This window comes from Paenibacillus sp. FSL F4-0122, from assembly GCF_038002845.1.
In the GTDB taxonomy this organism is placed as follows: domain Bacteria; phylum Bacillota; class Bacilli; order Paenibacillales; family Paenibacillaceae; genus Paenibacillus_AQ; species Paenibacillus_AQ odorifer.
In genome coordinates this window covers 4,397,729-4,413,372 of record NZ_JBBODI010000001.1, presented here as the reverse complement: position 1 = coordinate 4,413,372, position 15,644 = coordinate 4,397,729, and the positions used below count along the sequence as shown (strand labels likewise).

At 45.7% G+C, this 15,644-nt stretch carries 13 protein-coding genes and 1 riboswitch; of the genes, 2 read left to right on the top strand and 11 right to left on the bottom strand.

Annotated elements, in window-relative coordinates; genetic code table 11:
- Positions 1-120: 120 nt before the first annotated feature.
- The 8 genes from metE to MHH49_RS18965 form a co-directional block, all read right to left on the bottom strand.
- Positions 121-2,424 (bottom strand): 5-methyltetrahydropteroyltriglutamate--homocysteine S-methyltransferase, encoded by a 2,304-nt coding sequence (gene metE / locus MHH49_RS19000; RefSeq protein ID WP_341138415.1) that lies wholly within the window; start codon positions 2,422-2,424, stop codon positions 121-123.
- Positions 2,425-2,579: 155 nt separating this feature from the next.
- A riboswitch (cobalamin riboswitch) is annotated at positions 2,580-2,785 on the bottom strand.
- Between the two features lie 99 nt (positions 2,786-2,884).
- A complete protein-coding gene (locus MHH49_RS18995) occupies positions 2,885-3,745 on the bottom strand; it encodes an undecaprenyl-diphosphate phosphatase (RefSeq protein ID WP_341138414.1) in 861 nt (286 codons plus the stop codon).
- A 50-nt stretch (positions 3,746-3,795) separates the two neighbouring features.
- The gene (locus MHH49_RS18990; protein ID WP_036682974.1) at positions 3,796-4,419 is read right to left on the bottom strand and encodes a DedA family protein; all 624 of its coding nucleotides are present in this window, start codon (positions 4,417-4,419) and stop codon (positions 3,796-3,798) included.
- An 18-nt stretch (positions 4,420-4,437) separates the two neighbouring features.
- Complete coding sequence (locus MHH49_RS18985) at positions 4,438-6,387, bottom strand: FtsX-like permease family protein (protein WP_038572572.1); 1,950 nt, start codon at positions 6,385-6,387, stop codon at positions 4,438-4,440.
- Positions 6,362-7,132, bottom strand: a complete 771-nt coding sequence (locus tag MHH49_RS18980; RefSeq protein WP_036682980.1) for an ABC transporter ATP-binding protein — start codon at positions 7,130-7,132, stop codon at positions 6,362-6,364. Before MHH49_RS18980 ends, MHH49_RS18985 begins: the two co-directional genes overlap by 26 nt.
- A gap of 85 nt (positions 7,133-7,217) precedes the next feature.
- Positions 7,218-8,225, bottom strand: coding sequence for a sensor histidine kinase (locus MHH49_RS18975; RefSeq protein ID WP_341138413.1), 1,008 nt, complete (start codon positions 8,223-8,225; stop codon positions 7,218-7,220).
- Positions 8,222-8,923, bottom strand: coding sequence for a response regulator transcription factor (locus tag MHH49_RS18970; RefSeq protein WP_036682984.1), 702 nt, complete (start codon positions 8,921-8,923; stop codon positions 8,222-8,224). The genes MHH49_RS18975 and MHH49_RS18970 overlap by 4 nt, the downstream gene beginning before the upstream one ends.
- Positions 8,924-9,085: 162 nt before the next feature.
- Positions 9,086-9,532 (bottom strand): NlpC/P60 family protein, encoded by a 447-nt coding sequence (locus MHH49_RS18965; RefSeq protein ID WP_341138795.1) that lies wholly within the window; start codon positions 9,530-9,532, stop codon positions 9,086-9,088.
- Between the two features lie 468 nt (positions 9,533-10,000).
- Here MHH49_RS18965 and MHH49_RS18960 point away from each other — a divergent pair, with 468 nt between their 5' ends.
- Positions 10,001-11,089 (top strand): hypothetical protein, encoded by a 1,089-nt coding sequence (locus MHH49_RS18960; RefSeq protein WP_341138412.1) that lies wholly within the window; start codon positions 10,001-10,003, stop codon positions 11,087-11,089.
- Positions 11,090-11,742: 653 nt separating this feature from the next.
- On the opposite strand, the gene MHH49_RS18955 is transcribed toward MHH49_RS18960, so the two are convergent.
- Positions 11,743-12,537, bottom strand: a complete 795-nt coding sequence (locus MHH49_RS18955) for a TIGR00266 family protein (protein WP_038572584.1) — start codon at positions 12,535-12,537, stop codon at positions 11,743-11,745.
- Between the two features lie 302 nt (positions 12,538-12,839).
- On the opposite strand from MHH49_RS18955, the gene trhO reads away from it, so the two are divergent.
- On the top strand, positions 12,840-13,736 hold the full coding sequence (trhO, locus tag MHH49_RS18950) for an oxygen-dependent tRNA uridine(34) hydroxylase TrhO (RefSeq protein ID WP_036682991.1): 897 nt from the start codon (positions 12,840-12,842) through the stop codon (positions 13,734-13,736).
- A 252-nt stretch (positions 13,737-13,988) separates the two neighbouring features.
- Here trhO and MHH49_RS18945 read toward each other — a convergent pair whose 3' ends face one another.
- Both MHH49_RS18945 and MHH49_RS18940 read right to left on the bottom strand, forming a co-directional pair.
- Positions 13,989-14,660: a YitT family protein gene (locus tag MHH49_RS18945; RefSeq protein WP_036682994.1), complete on the bottom strand. Its 672-nt coding sequence runs from the start codon at positions 14,658-14,660 to the stop codon at positions 13,989-13,991.
- Positions 14,661-14,975: 315 nt separating this feature from the next.
- Positions 14,976-15,476 (bottom strand): Crp/Fnr family transcriptional regulator, encoded by a 501-nt coding sequence (locus MHH49_RS18940; protein WP_036682996.1) that lies wholly within the window; start codon positions 15,474-15,476, stop codon positions 14,976-14,978.
- Between the last annotated feature and the right edge of the window lie 168 nt (positions 15,477-15,644).

Below are 15,644 nucleotides of genomic sequence, written 5' to 3'. Positions count from 1 at the left end.
GTTCCTTCTTTTTCTTTTTCATTCTAACAAGATTGAGAATTATTATCAAGTAGCTGATTACAAAAAAATAATTGAACTAAAAAGCCAGGGTAAATTACCCTGGCTCTAATTTATTTAAGTCTATTTAGAAGCAATAACCCCTGTCTTTTCCCTCGCAATAGCAGCAGCTCTTACCATGTTACGTAGTGCATCCTCTGTCTCCTGCCAGCCACGCGTTTTCAGACCGCAATCCGGATTAATCCAGAACTGTTCAGGGTCAAGCACCCACAGCGCACGATCGATATTCGCAGTCATTTCTTCGACAGCTGGAACCCGCGGGCTATGGATGTCGTACACTCCAAGACCGATTCCTTTATCATAGGCCTGCTCCTCAAAGCTGATAATCAGCTCACCATGGCTACGTGAAGTCTCAATGGAGATTACATCAGCATCCATAGCCGATATTGAATCGATCATGTCATTAAATTCGCTATAGCACATATGCGTATGAATTTGTGTCGTAGCCTTCACATGGTTCGTGGCAACACGGAACGACTTCACTGCCCAGTTCAGGTAATGCTCACGGTCTTCTGCCTTTAGCGGAAGTCCTTCACGAATAGCCGGCTCATCCACTTGAATCATTTCGATGCCTGCATCTTCCAACGCTTTTACTTCATGGCGAAGGGCAAGAGCAATTTGATTGGCTACCTCTTCCCGGCTGAGATCATCACGTACAAATGACCAATTGAGGATAGTAACAGGGCCCGTCAACATTCCTTTAACCGGAAGCTTCGTCAACGATTGTGCATAGACGCTTTCTTTAACAGTCATAGGCTGTATAAATGCAATATCCGCGTAGATCACCGGCGGCTTAACGCAACGGGAACCGTAGGATTGAACCCAGCCATTACTAGTAAACAAGTATCCATCCAGCTTTTCTCCGAAAAACTCCACCATATCTGTACGCTCGAACTCGCCGTGGACCAGAACATCCAGACCTAGCTTTTCTTGGAAGGTAATTGCATCCGCGATCTGCTCACGAACAAATCCATCATAACGCTCCTGATTCCAGACCCCTTTACGCCATTTCAATCTCGCCTGGCGCACTTCGACTGTCTGCGGAAAGCTACCAATTGTAGTGGTTGGCAGAAGTGGAAGCTGCCATTTCTCTTGCTGCACCTTTAAGCGCTCAGCAAAAGGCAGACTGCGTTGGTCTGGTAGAGCTGCAAGTGCAAGCACTTGCTCCGCCACATCCTTACGGCCACGCTCAGGTAGTGCGCGGAACGCTGCAATAGCTTCACGACTAGCGGCCAGCGCTGCTTGAGAAGCTTCTCCTTTATCTGCGATGGCTGCTCCGAGCAGACTAAGCTCTTTAAGCTTCTCATCGGCAAAGGCTAACGCATTCTTAACTGTCGCCTTCAGCTTCACTTCACCTTGAACGGTGACTGGGACATGCAGCAGACTGCAAGAAGGCTGAAGAATAAGACGATCAAGCGGTACATGAACGCTGAGCTTTTCTACCAGTTGCAGCTTAGCGTCTAAATCGGAACGCCAAATGTTCCGTCCATCAATAATTCCGGCACCCAGCCATTTGTCCTTCGGCCAGCCAAGACGTTCGATGGAAGCCAGATTCGTTCCACCATCGTGCACAAAGTCAAGACCCAAGCCTTGAACAGGCAGCTCTAGCAGTGCCTCCAGCGGCTCAGCAGCTTCAAAATACGTCTGTAAAATAATATTCAAGCCCGGCACGGAGCCGGCAATGTCTGTGTATATCGAGTTAAGCAGTGTTAATTCTTCTTTACTTATGCCTGTAACAATCGCTGGCTCATCGATTTGTACCCAGCTTACCCCTTCTTGCTTCAGTTCCTGTAGCAGTTGAACATAGACTGGAACAAAACGTGCAGCAATCTTGGCGATATCTGCCGCTGCGTAACCTTTGGACAGCTTAAGGAAGGTATACAGACCTAAAAGTACCGGTTTACCTTCAATCCCTGCCTGCGATTTAGCAAAACGATAAGCCGCTAGAGGTTTGTTTTCAGTCAGGCGTGGTGTTTGTGTGCCGATCTCTGGAACGATATAGTGATAGTTCGTATTGAACCATTTGGTCATCTCGCAGGCAGTAGCCTCAGCATTACCACGGGCCATTGCAAAATAAAGATCAAGCCCGATGTCGCCGCCATCATACGCATACCGTGGAGGTACGATTCCAAACATAACAGCCGCATCCAACACATGATCATAAAATGTAAAATCATTTACCGGAATAAGCTCAATTCCTGCTTCTTGCTGGGTCTTCAAATGCTGCAGCTGGATTGCTGCCATTTCGGAGCGGAATTGCTCCTCATTTATTTTCCCCTGCCAGAATGCCTCCAGTGCCTTTTTCCATTCGCGGTTCTTTCCGATTCTCGGATATCCAAGATTGCTTACTTTTACCTTATTCGTCATTTCGATACACTCCCTCTTCAATCTCTTATTTCAAACTCCAAAACTACTTGCTTTCCTATAAAAAAGAGCGCCCTTCCCTAAAAAAGTCAAAGGGAAAGACGCCCATGATATACCCATGGTTAACGTCTAACACCTCCCTATCTTCCGTAGGTGAAGCAGTGCTGTTGAAACAGGCAGGTCTCCTGGCTAGCGGCGTCAACATCTTGAGCAGTCTTCCCAGCAGTAGTAAATTGCCAGTGACCTCTGTTGCTCGAGATTCTTCCGTTACAGTGGCGGGACCGCATCGGCTTCGAACCGAATTTCCCTATTAAGCCTACCGAATTACTATTTTCCGGTCAGCACCTGTCTCCGATATCATTCATCATTTGAGTGTCTTAATCTGATGTCATCATACGTGAAAGCCCCAGCAATCTGCAATAGATTACTGGGGCTTCTGTTATATCGATTCCTTATAACGGACTTAGAAAAATACGAAATATACTACAGCAGCAAGAATTATACGGTATATAGCAAACGGTAAGAGCTTGATACGATTGATCAGTTTTAAGAAGAAACGCATCGATAACAGCGCAAATAGGAAGGCACTAATAAAGCCTGCAATAAAAAACGGCAGCGCGTCCATGGTGAAATATTGCCAGTTCTTCATCAGTGACAACAGACTGGCACCTGCCATGATGGGTACTGCCATAATAAACGTAAAATCAGCAGCGGCACGATGGCTCATCCCGAGGATTACGCCACCAGAAATCGTCGAGCCCGAGCGTGAAAATCCAGGCCATAACGAAAAACACTGTACAAGACCTACACCAAGTGCCTGTTTGTATGTAATCTGATCTACACTCTCAGTTCTGATCTTCTTCGGCCCAAACAGATCCGCAATAATCATTAATATAGCCCCGATCACTAGACCAATTAACACCGTTGAGGTAGAGAATAAATGCTCATCAATATAATCATTAAACAGAACACCTAACATACCTGCAGGCACTAACCCTACCAGAACCTGTGTCAGCTTGAGGTGCCCCCCCTGCTCTAACTGCGGTAGCTTCTCTGTTACAGGGTCCAACTGCTTACGGCTGAAACGCCTTAAGCCCAACAGATCAATGAATCGATTTCTAAAAATCACAACAACCGCTAATATAGAACCCAGTTGAATAACTATTTTGAAGGTATTTGCCGTATATTGTCCAAATAACTCCTGTGATTTCAGCCACATATCATCAACAATAATCATATGACCCGTGGAGGATACTGGAGCAAATTCGGTTAAACCTTCAACAAGCCCCAAAATAATGGCTTTAATAATCGTTAATAGCTCCATGTGTTTCCCTCCTTTTTAATAGTCATTTCTATTATCAGTCCTCCACCCGCTTAGCCCTCAGTGTTCATTCTCCGGCTGCGTTTGCGGAAGTACAGAAACCCAAGAATAACTAATCCGCCAGCAATTAGTACATAGACCACATTGGAGTACACATCCATGTACATGGCAATGTCTTCCCAGGATTCGCCCAAAGCCGCGCCAATAAGCACAAGCAGCAAATTCCATCCCAATGTGCCAATCGTTGTGAAGATCATAAATACTCCAAATTTCATACCTGACATTCCCGCCGGAATCGAAATCAGACTGCGGACCAGCGGAACCATCCGACAAAACAATACAGTCCAATAGCCATATTTATCAAACCAGGCGTCAGCCTTGTGGATATCTTTTTTAGTAACGCGAATTAGACCCCCCCAGCGTTCAACCAGTTTCTCTAACCGGCTCACATCCAATAATCGGCCAATATAATAGAGAATTACTGCACCCAGTAGTGATCCAGCAGTGGCAGCAATGATTACACCAGGGATCGTTAAGCTCGTCGTAGTGGTCATAAATCCTCCAAAGGGCAGGATCACTTCTGAAGGAATTGGTGGAAATATATTTTCAAAGGCCAGCATCAGAAAAATACCGAAGTAACCAAACTGCTCCATAAAATCTGTAATCCATGCTTGCATTCTTGTTACCCCCATTTCTCATATCAAGTTCTTCTTCAGGTTGCGTAAATAGCGGCTGCGAATAAAAAAGAAGTATAGTCCTTGAACAGCCAAATATCCGAGTAACACCGCGCCTGTCTCCGTTGCGATAGATAAGTAGAACAACCGTTGAAGCGCAATAAAGGCAAACACACTGTGTAAAATAGCTATTCCGACCGGCACAAAAAACAATAGAGCGAGCTGAATTGTGACTATTCGATTGAGTTCTTTATCCGTAAGCCCCATCTTGGACAAAGTGGAATATTGATTGCGATCATGATCAAGATCGGTATATAACCGGAAGTAAAGAAAGCTGCCTGCCGCGATAAAAAAGACAGTACCCACCAGCAATGAAGCAAAAAGCATTGTGTTATACAATGTTTTCTGAAGTTCAAACAGCGTGCCGCTGATCACAATCGCATACGGAGAATCACTTTCATAGGACTGTTTGCCTTTATGGGCAAGATCATCTGCGATACCTACCGTCTGTGGAAAATCCTCTACATAAAAACCTGTATAAAGATCCGTCTGCACGGGATCAATAGCGCTGTAGAGCTCATCACTGATCACGACACCACTAAAATCCCCGCCATCTCTACCATCCAGCTCCGGCAATAAATATTCAGCAATGGGGACTTGCGCGGTATAACCTATTTCTTTAATGGCAAGTCCTTGCTGCAAGGAATAGACCGCTTTTACTCTGCCTTCTGTTAAACTGCGATCCCGCTGTGAACCAATCATCACCAGACCTTCGTTGCCCACCAGAGCACGCTCAGCCGTTGTGAAACCTGCACGTTGCAGGGCGAGATTATAATCACTAAAAGCAATCAAGGGAAGGCGTAAAGTGCGATCGGGTCCAGTCTGAGCTTCGACCTCAGCATATTTAATCGGGATACTAAGCGCTTCATAAGGGAGTCCGTGCGTCTTGAGCTCTTCCTTAATTTCGTTCAGATGCTGATCAAAGGGTTCATCCGCCTGATTTCCTTTAGCTACATAACCCACTGCTGCAGGATAATCCAATTTCAGCTCTCTGGAAAGTGTATGTATCGATGCAAATACCCCTACTGAAGTGAAGGAGACTGCGGATACAATCGTCACCATAAAAAACATTCGGCCATTCTCTTTCCAGCGGTAGGACAAGCCCGATAAAGTGATGATATTCGTACGATGCCAATACAAGCGCCGAATGTCCTTAAGCAGCTTAACCACACAAATACTTAGCTGGGTATAAAAGAGATACGTCCCGATAACCGTAATCGCAACGACCGGAAACATGACTTTCTCTACGGAAGCAGCTTTTGCAGTAGCCGCCATATAATAACCACTGATCAGCAGTACAGCAGAGATAAATGACAATATAAACGATACTTTGGGTTCTTCTTCTGCCTTACGTTCTCCCTGAAACAGACGCATCAGTGACTCATTGCCGATAAAAACAAAGGTGCAAAGCGATATCAGAAAAAACAATAACACGAAGCTGCAGATCGTAAGCACAAGTGCCTGCCATGGGAGATGAAAGGTTAACAGGGGAATTCCCAAAAAAGTGGATCCGATCATCAGAAATAATTTGCCCAGAAGTAACCCGAGAAGGGTACCCGTCAGGATGGCAGAGGTGCCGATCATCATATTTTCCAGAAAAACCATGGTGTTTAGCTGTCTCTTCGTCATTCCATGCATCAATAAAATTCCGAACTCCATCTTCCGCGACTGCAGGAAGGATCCAACGGATACGAGCACGAACAAAGAACAAAAGACATAAATAATTGCCTCTGCCACCATCATCGTATGAGCCGCCGTACTATAAATTAAGCTCTTTGAAATATCCGGATGGTAAATAAACAAAGCGCACACGAAAAAGATCATCACCGAAAAAGCACTGACGACAAAATAAGCGGCATATTTGCGTTTATTACGTGTTACATTCCTATAAGCGAATTGCCGAAAGGTCATGGCTGGTTCCCCCAAGCAGAGACAGCATATCAATAATACTTTGGAAGAAAGCGCCTCTATTACTCCCTTTGTACATTTCACTATAGAAACGTCCGTCTTTAATAAAGATGACCCGGTTGCAAAAGCTCGCAGCCACTGCATCATGCGTGACCATCAGCACCGTAGCTCCTTCTTCCTTATTCACCTCTGTCAACATATTCATGACTTCCCCTGAGGCTTTGGAATCCAGATTGCCTGTGGGCTCATCCGCCAAAATTAACGCTGGACGATGAATCATCGCCCGGGCGATAGCCGCCCGCTGCATTTGTCCGCCTGAGACCTCATACGTGCGCTTCTTCAGCAAATGTTCGATGCCAAGCAAGGTAGTGACCTCTTTTAGCCTGCTCTCCATCTCTGGGACACGGGCACCTGCAAGCGTTAAAGGTAATACGATGTTCTCCTCTACAGTGAGCGTATCCAGTAGATTAAAATGCTGAAAGACGAAGCCTAGCTCATGACGGCGAAAAAGTGCCTTTTCTTTTCTGCTAAGCAGATTAGGATCTCGGCCGTTGATCAGAATCTGACCGGAGGTCGGTTGGTCGATGGTGGCAATCGTGTTGAGCAGCGTTGTTTTCCCGCTCCCTGATGGGCCCATTATGCCAACGAACTCCCCCTTTTCTACAGAAAAGCGGATATGATTCAGCGCCTGAGTGGACACTTTACCCTCATATATTTTTGATAAATTATGAACATCTAGAATGGGCAAGTGTTACCTCTCCTTCTTTCGACTGGATTGCCTTCATTATACAAAGTGTACACATGGGCTGCTATTTCTGAAACTTACAATGCCCTTACACATTTGTAAGGTTTGTTATATGCTGCTCCCTAAATACAATCCGCACGGTGGTCCCGCTTCCTTCTTCGGAACGGATACTCACCTCATGTCCAAGCTTGCCGCAGATCTGCTTCACGAGATATAAACCCATCCCCGTAGATTCCTGGAAGGTTCGTCCATTCACCCCGGTAAAATATGCATCGAACACGCGCGGCAGATCTCCTGCTGGTATGCCCACTCCTTCATCCCGGATCTCAAGCACAGTCTGCTTATCTTCCGTGACCATCCCTTGGAAAAAAACATGTTTGCCCTCTTCAGTCGTATAACGTACAGCGTTCGTAATCAGCTGCGTAAGGAGAAAAGTGAGCCATTTTTCATCCGTAGTTACGGTAATCTGCTCATCTATTTGTATAGCTGGAAAAACTCTTTTTCGAATAAAAAGCCGCTTCTGCTCAGAGGTCACACCACGCACGATTGTCTCCAAATTCAGCCGTTCCACATAGAAATCGTGTTCAAAAGTATCCAGACGGGCCGTATAAAGCACGGTATCCAGTCCTTTTTTCAGACGATCCAGTTCATCACCAATTGCCGTAAAAGGAGGGCCATCCTTATCCTGAATGATCAGATGAATGACAGACAACGGCGTCTTCATGCCATGTACCCATTGATTAATAAAGTGAATATGTTCTTCTAATTTGTGGCGGTAGCTGTGCAAATCATTTTTGTAGAGGCGGAATTGCGACCCCAGTAAACCTCGCAAGCTTACGGCTAGCGGAGAATCCTGTGCAGGGCCACCTGCCTCATCGAGAGAGGAGGGCGTAGTCTCCAAACGTTCATAGAACGTGCGATTGGTGACATAACGGTAAGCGAGGTAGCCAATCAGTAGACAAGTGCTGAGCAGCGCGGCATATAAACTTACATTCAGACCGCTGCCTCCATCCAGCCGATACACTAATGTGATCAGGACTAGCTGGGCTAGATAAACCACGATCAGGGGGAACTGTTCCCTTAAAAACAACTTCATTCCTCATCCCCCCAATTCGGAATCAAACGGTAGCCTTGACCGCGCACGGTTTGTAGTCCATCTGTGATAGCGAGAGCAGCAAGTTTTTTGCGTACACGGGTAACATATACATTTAATGTATTTTCATCCACGAAGGCTTGATCATCCCAGATTTTTTCGAGCAGCCTGTCCCGGGTAACGATGACTCCGGACTTTTGCATCAGCTCATCTAGTATTTTGGCTTCCGTGTGGCTTAAGTCCACTTTAGCTTCGCCTCGGGTAAGGATTAGCCGCTCTACATCCAGCGTCATTCCCGCAACGTTCAGTGTGCGTTCATTATTCCCTCCGGCATAGGTGCCGTAGGCGCGCCGCAGCTGACTTTTGATTTTGGCCATCGCTATTTCATAATCAAAAGGCTTAGTGATATAATCGTCGGCTCCATTTTCCAGCGCCATTACTTGGTCCATTTTGCCATCGCGGGCAGATATAAAAAGAATAGGGCAGGTTGAAATTCCGCGAATTTGGCGGCACCAGTAATAACCATCGTATTTTGGCAAATTAACATCAAGGAGCACCAGATGTGGCGCGAACGCCTCAAACTGAGTGCGGACCCGCTCAAAATCACTCACCGCCTGCGTATCATATCCAAACTTATGTAAATAATCCTGCAGCAAAGCCACAAGTCCACGGTCATCTTCTATAATAAATATTTTAAACATATCATACCTCCGGTCCAGCCTTAACAATATAAGGGGGTCTGCCAAATAATATATACACCGTGCATAGGGTTAGTCAAATCAGAAGGAAGAAAAAAGAACCCATGAAGCACCTATTTACGGCACCTTCTAGGTTCTTGGATAAGTTAGGTTTGAGGATATCAACTAGTCCCATTGTTTATTCTGAATCCCGGCAAGAACTCGCTCTACAGGTGCCCAGCCGATAAGTTCTGGTTGGCTCCAGCCTGGAGCAGCTTGCAGATGGCAAATTTCCATGTAGTGATCTATCCTTACTTTATCCCAGGCATGAATGGCCTCGCCATTCCCAAGGGCCAAAGCTACATGCCCCCAATCCTTAAGCTCACCGTCCACCAAACCTGAGCACGCATAAAAAACAAACGCGCCAGCTGGCGGAGCCCCGGTGTTCTTGTGCGCATCGTACAGCTCAGCGGATTCACGTGCATCGCTGCCTCCCCACATTTCGATCCCATTGCTTCTTTCATATGCATCTTCAACAAAAGCAAGACAACGCAGCGGATACTCCTGCGACCCCAGCCGCTCTTTAGCCCAACTAATAGCATTCTCAATTTCCTTGCCAAATTCCACGTCCATTACCAATATACATTCCTCCAAAGTACGATTTAGTGTTGAACACATCATACCTGAACCAGCTACTCATGAACTGGTATTATATAGTTATTAATTAAACTATCCCAATCCTACCTGAGTGGTCATCTACTTCGGCCAACCATTACTTACAAAAACATAAAAAACCGTAAATGAGCATAGCCCATTACGGCTTTAACAAACTATAAATTGGTTTAAGAATACAGTAGTAGTGGTGGCAGCGGTGGTAGCATAGATAGCGGTGGCAGCGATAACGGTAGTGGAGGTGGCAGCGGTGGTAGCGATAACGGTAGTGGAGGACAATTTAGAGTTGATATTGCAGACGCCGAACGGTGATATCCCATCGAACATAAGTAACTTATTGCTTGTTGAAGTAACTTATCTGTGGATATATAGCGCTTATAGAGATGTATACGCTCGATCGGCTCCATTCTATGGGATTATACCGCTCCTTTGGCCGCAACTACTCCATCCGCTCCATTCTGCGGGATTTATACCGCTCATTTGACCATATACGCTCCATCGACTCCATTCTACGGGATTTATACCGTTCATTTGGCTATAGGTGCTCCGTCGGCTCCATTCTACGGGATTTATACCGTTCATTTGACCGTATACGCTCCATCGGCTCCATTCTACGGGATTTATACCGTTCATTTGGCCATATATGCTCCATCGGCTCCATTCTACGGGATTTATACCGTACATTTGGCTATAGGTGCTCCATCGGCTCCATTCTACGGGATTTATACCGTACATTTGGCTATAGGTGCTCGATCACCTCTATTCTGCGGGATATATACCGCTCATCTGACCGTATACGCTCGATCGGCTCTATTCTACGGCATTTATCCCGTTCATTTGACTGTAGGTGCTCCATCGGCTCCATTCTACGGGATTTATACCGTTCATATAGCCGTAGGTGCTCCGTCGGCTCCATTCTGCGGGATTTATACCGTACATCTGACCGTATACGCTCCATCGGCTCCATTCTACGGGATTTATACCGTTCATTTGGCCATATACGCTCCATCGGCTCCATTCTACGGGATTTATACCGTTCATTTGGCTTATATGTGCTCCGTCGGCTCCATTCTACGGGATTTATACCGTACATTTGGCTATATGTGCTCCGTCGGCTCCATTCTACGGGATATATACCGTTCATTTGGCTATAGGTGCTCCGTCGGCTCCATTCTACGGGATTTATACCGTTCATTTGGCTATAGGTGCTCCATCGGCTCCATTCTACGGGATTTATACCGTACATTTGGCTATAGGTGCTCCATCGGCTCCATTCTACGGGATTTATACCGTTCATTTGACCGTATACGCTCGATCGGCTCTATTCTACGGGATTTATACCGTTCATTTGGCTATATGTGCTCCAACGGCTCCATTCTACGGGATTTATACCGTTCATTTGGCTATATGTGCTCCATCGGCTCCATTCTACGGGATTTATACCGTTCATTTGGCTATATGTGCTCCATCGGCTCCATTCTACGGGATTTATACACTTCATTTGGCAGTATCGAGTAAATCAAAGGCACTTTTACCCTTCTTTCGCGTCACACTAGCTCATTCGAGCAAATCAAAGGTACTTTCGCCCTTCTTTCGCGCGATACTAAACCTTTACAGCAAAACAAGGGCATTTCTGCCCTTGTTTCACCATCCCAATATAGAACCACCGCTGAAACGATGCGTCCTCTTGTAATGTTGTATACCTCATATGCTCCATATTTCGTACGCTCTTTGCTACATATGTTCAGCAATTCCACGCTCACTCCACATTTCGTACGCTCTTTGCTACATATGTTCAGCAATTCCACGCTCACTCCATATTTCGTACGCTCTTTGCTACATATGTTCAGCAATTCCACGCTCACTCCATATTTCGTACGCTCTTTGCCTCATATGTTCAGCATTTCCACGCTCACCATATTCCGCGCGCTCTTTGCCTCATATGTTCAGCATTTCCACGCTCACTCCACATTCCGCGCGCTCTTTGCTTCATATGCTCAGCATTTCCACGCTCACTCCACATTTCGCGCGCTCTTTGCCTCATATGCTCAGTATTTCCACGCTCACTCCACATCTCAAAAGCTCTTTGCCTCATATGCTCAGCAATTCCACGCTCACTCCACATTCCATATATCCTCTACTTCCACACTATGCAATGCGCTCACGCAGACTTATCTGCCATCCAGCAAATTACCAAGCCCACCAAGCACGCTTCCTTCTTCTTTCCGACCGCTGTTGCCGGCAGCGGACAGGATGCGATCGGCCATTCGGCTGAATGGCAGCGATTGTACCCACACCTTGCCGGGTCCGCGCAACGTTGCGAAGAACAGGCCTTCACCGCCGAACAGCGCGGTTTTGACCCCTTTTACAAACTCAATATTGTAATCCACCGAAGACGTCATAGCGACTAGACAGCCAGTGTCCAGCTTAAGCGTCTCTCCCGGTTGAAGTGTGCGTTCCATAACATAACCGCCAGAGTGTACAAATGAAAGTCCATCACCCTCCAGCTTTTGCATAATAAAACCTTCCCCACCAAAAAAGCCAGTACCCAGCTTACGCTGAAATTCAATACCGATTGAAACGCCCTTTGCCGCGCAAAGGAACGAATCCTTTTGACAGATGATTTTTCCACCGTATTGCTGCAAGTCGAGCGGGATGATTTTGCCTGGATACGGAGCAGCAAAGGTAACACTTTTACGCCCATAAGAACCACTGTGTGTGAAGACGGTCATAAACAAGCTTTCACCTGTCAACAGACGTTTGCCCGCGCCCATCAGCTTCCCCATCAAGCCACTTCCACGCGAGCCTCCGCTGCCGTCACCAAATATCGTCTCCATTGTTATTTCCTGATCCATCATCATGAAGCTCCCGGCTTCGGCAATTACACTCTCTCCTGGGTCAAGCTGCACCTCTACACACTGTATTTCCTCACCCATAATGGCATAATCAATCTCATGAGCACTCATCCCGCAGTTCCTCCTTATAATTAAAGTCATCATGTGACTTATGAATGAAAATATATACGTGCGTTGCGATTCACGGTTTCGCTAATCATAACTATCCATGAAAACCGCCTATATCCTGCAGAAAAAATCAACCAGAGGTTCTGGCTGACCTTAATCCTGGTATCCCTGAAAAATGATATTTATACCAGCTTTCTTCAGGTTACTGTACCACATCTCTTGTCAATACTTGATAATATGTTACAATACTTTTTATACTTAAATGTTTATTTAGTAGTCTAATTCTAATGATAAAGGTGAAATGAATGAATCCACAATCGGAATATGCAATTCTGCTATACTATAAATTTGTAAAAGTGCCGGATGCAGAACTATTCGCCCAGGAGCATTTGGCTTACTGCAAAGAGCTTGATGTAAAGGGACGAATTCTCATTTCTGATGAAGGCATTAACGGAACACTATCAGGTACGGTTGCCCAAACCGAGCAATACATGAAGGATTTGCGCGCAAACCCTCTGTTTAGCGATATCGTCTTCAAGATCGATGAGGCTGATGCTCATGCCTTCAAAAAGATCTTCGTTCGTTATAAAAAGGAACTCGTGACGTTCCGGGTCGAGGATGAACTGGACCCTAACGTGATTACCGGAGAGCATCTGGCGCCTAAAGATTTCTACGAAATGATGCAGCGCGACGATGTGGTGATTCTGGATGGTCGTACCGGCTACGAATTCGATCTTGGTCATTTCCGCGGCTCCATCCGCCCCGAAGTAGACAGCTTCAAAGAATTCCCGGACTGGATTCGCGAGAATATGAGCGACCTTAAGGATAAACCAATCCTGACCTACTGTACAGGCGGGATCCGCTGCGAGAAATTAAGCGGGTTTATGATGAAGGAAGGCTTTGAGCAGGTGTACCAGTTGGATGGCGGCATTGTGACTTATGGTAAAGACCCTGAGGTACAGGGCCAACTGTTTGATGGAAAATGTTATGTCTTCGATGAGCGGATCTCCGTACAGATTAATCATACCGACGAGGATATCGTTGTCGGACGTTGCCATCACTGCGGTCAGCCAGCTGACCAATTTATCAATTGCGCCAATGATGCTTGTCATCTTCAGCATATTTGCTGTGAGGACTGTGAAACACAGCACAGTGGTCATTGTTCGGACGAATGCGAAGCTATCACGAATACCGTGGGCTAAATAAAAGACAAGCTGGTCGCAAATGTCTCTACACGATTCAAAGACGAGCACAAGTGAGTCTTAAGTTAACTAAAAGGTGGCGTGCAGGATTTTCACTGTACGCCATCTTTTGTTATGAGCGAAACGTCCGAACAACGCCCCTAGGACTGCACCCTTTAAAATACGTCATATCCAACAAAAAAAAGTCAACCAGAAATTCTGGCTGACCTTAAATGTAGTATATCCCCAAATAAGCTGTTTATACAGCCTTATTCACATTACCGTACCATCATGAGGTTTACGCAAAGTAGATTGAATCTTTGGCGACTTCACTAGCTTTGGTTTGCCTAAAGAGGTTGTAAAAGTGATTACATAGCCAGCTACGACTACAGCCATCACTGTATACATCGTTTCTTTAACAGGCATATAAAAGAGTGATAGTGCCAGAACGATTACATCCATCATGATGAATACCGTACCTACTTTGATTCCCTTCCATTCACTAACCAGCAGCGACAAAATATCGTCTCCACCGCTAGCCCCGCCACTCCGCAGGATAATTCCCGCTCCTAAACCTGTCAGTACGCCGGACAAAAGAGCTGCTAATGCCAAATTGTCCTGCAAGTTGATGACCAAACCGGAATAACGTTCCATGAGACCATAGAAGATTGTAAAAGCTCCTACAGAAACAAAAGTGTTGCACACGAACGCTTTCCCTTTGAACATCCATGCTATCAAGAGTACTGGAACGTCTAGAAGCAGAGTTGAAATCGAAGGTGAAATTCCTAATACATATTTGCCAAGCAGCGATAATCCTACGAATCCGCCCTCTGACAAATGATTCTGAAAATTGATGTGATAATAAGTAAATGCAAGCAAAAATGTTCCAAACAAAATGACTGTCAATCGGAGCAGTACATTCACTCCGTAATTGTGGTTCCTCATACAGGTCTCCCCTTATCGTATATGGCGGCTAGACGTCCCACCAACCTCTACGACGGGTAAAACCGGAGGTATTGCTCCTTCGCATATATATACTCCTTCCCCTCGCAGAGGCGGTTCGTCAAGTAACAACGGTTTACGCACCTTCTACAGGGAAGCTAAGTATAAGACAGATCATAACGTTTCCAAATCGTCCTTTGGGGAATCGTCCTTCGGGGACACATGGTATCCTGATCCTTTCTCTAATTTGATAAGTTCTGTTTACATTATACCACGGAGCCACCCTACTCTAAACAGTTTGCCAGAAAAAAGCAGGAATCACTCTGTACTCCGCAGCAAACGGTTGATTGTTTCACGTCTTACACCGATCAATTGCCCTATTTCTTCCTGGGTCAATAACTCTGTTAGCGCTGCGCCATGAGAATAGTCATTAAACCAGCGGGTTAGCAATTCCATACGTTCTGCAGGTGTACCTACAGTAAGATGATCCAGCCGTGTTTGCATAAACCGTACCTTCTCCTGAAGCAGTCTGGCGATTTCCATCGCTTGACCAGGATCATCCCGCAGCTGTTGATACCATTCTGCTGATGGAACTGCCTCCACCTCGCTCTTCATCATCGCAACTGCCGTTCCATGCGCCTCCTTTGGCGAAATGAGTGAATGATGGGGAACCATCTCACCAGGATACAGGATGTTAAATAACACCATGTTCCCATTCTCATGAAGTCTTGTGACCTTGAACAGCCCGCTTTTTACCTTAAATAAAAAATCACAGCTGTCTCCTTGGCGGAACAAGACTTCCCCCTTATGTAATATCATCTCGCTCGCTCCTTTTCCTTCTGATTATATATATTTTCAATTATATAAAATTAAACCTCATTTATGGAGATAAATCTACCTATGGGCGAGGAAAGGGGTAGATTAAAGTCCATGCAAAAACTGCTGGACACCAGAATGAAAATTCTGGCACCCAGCAGTTCAATTTAC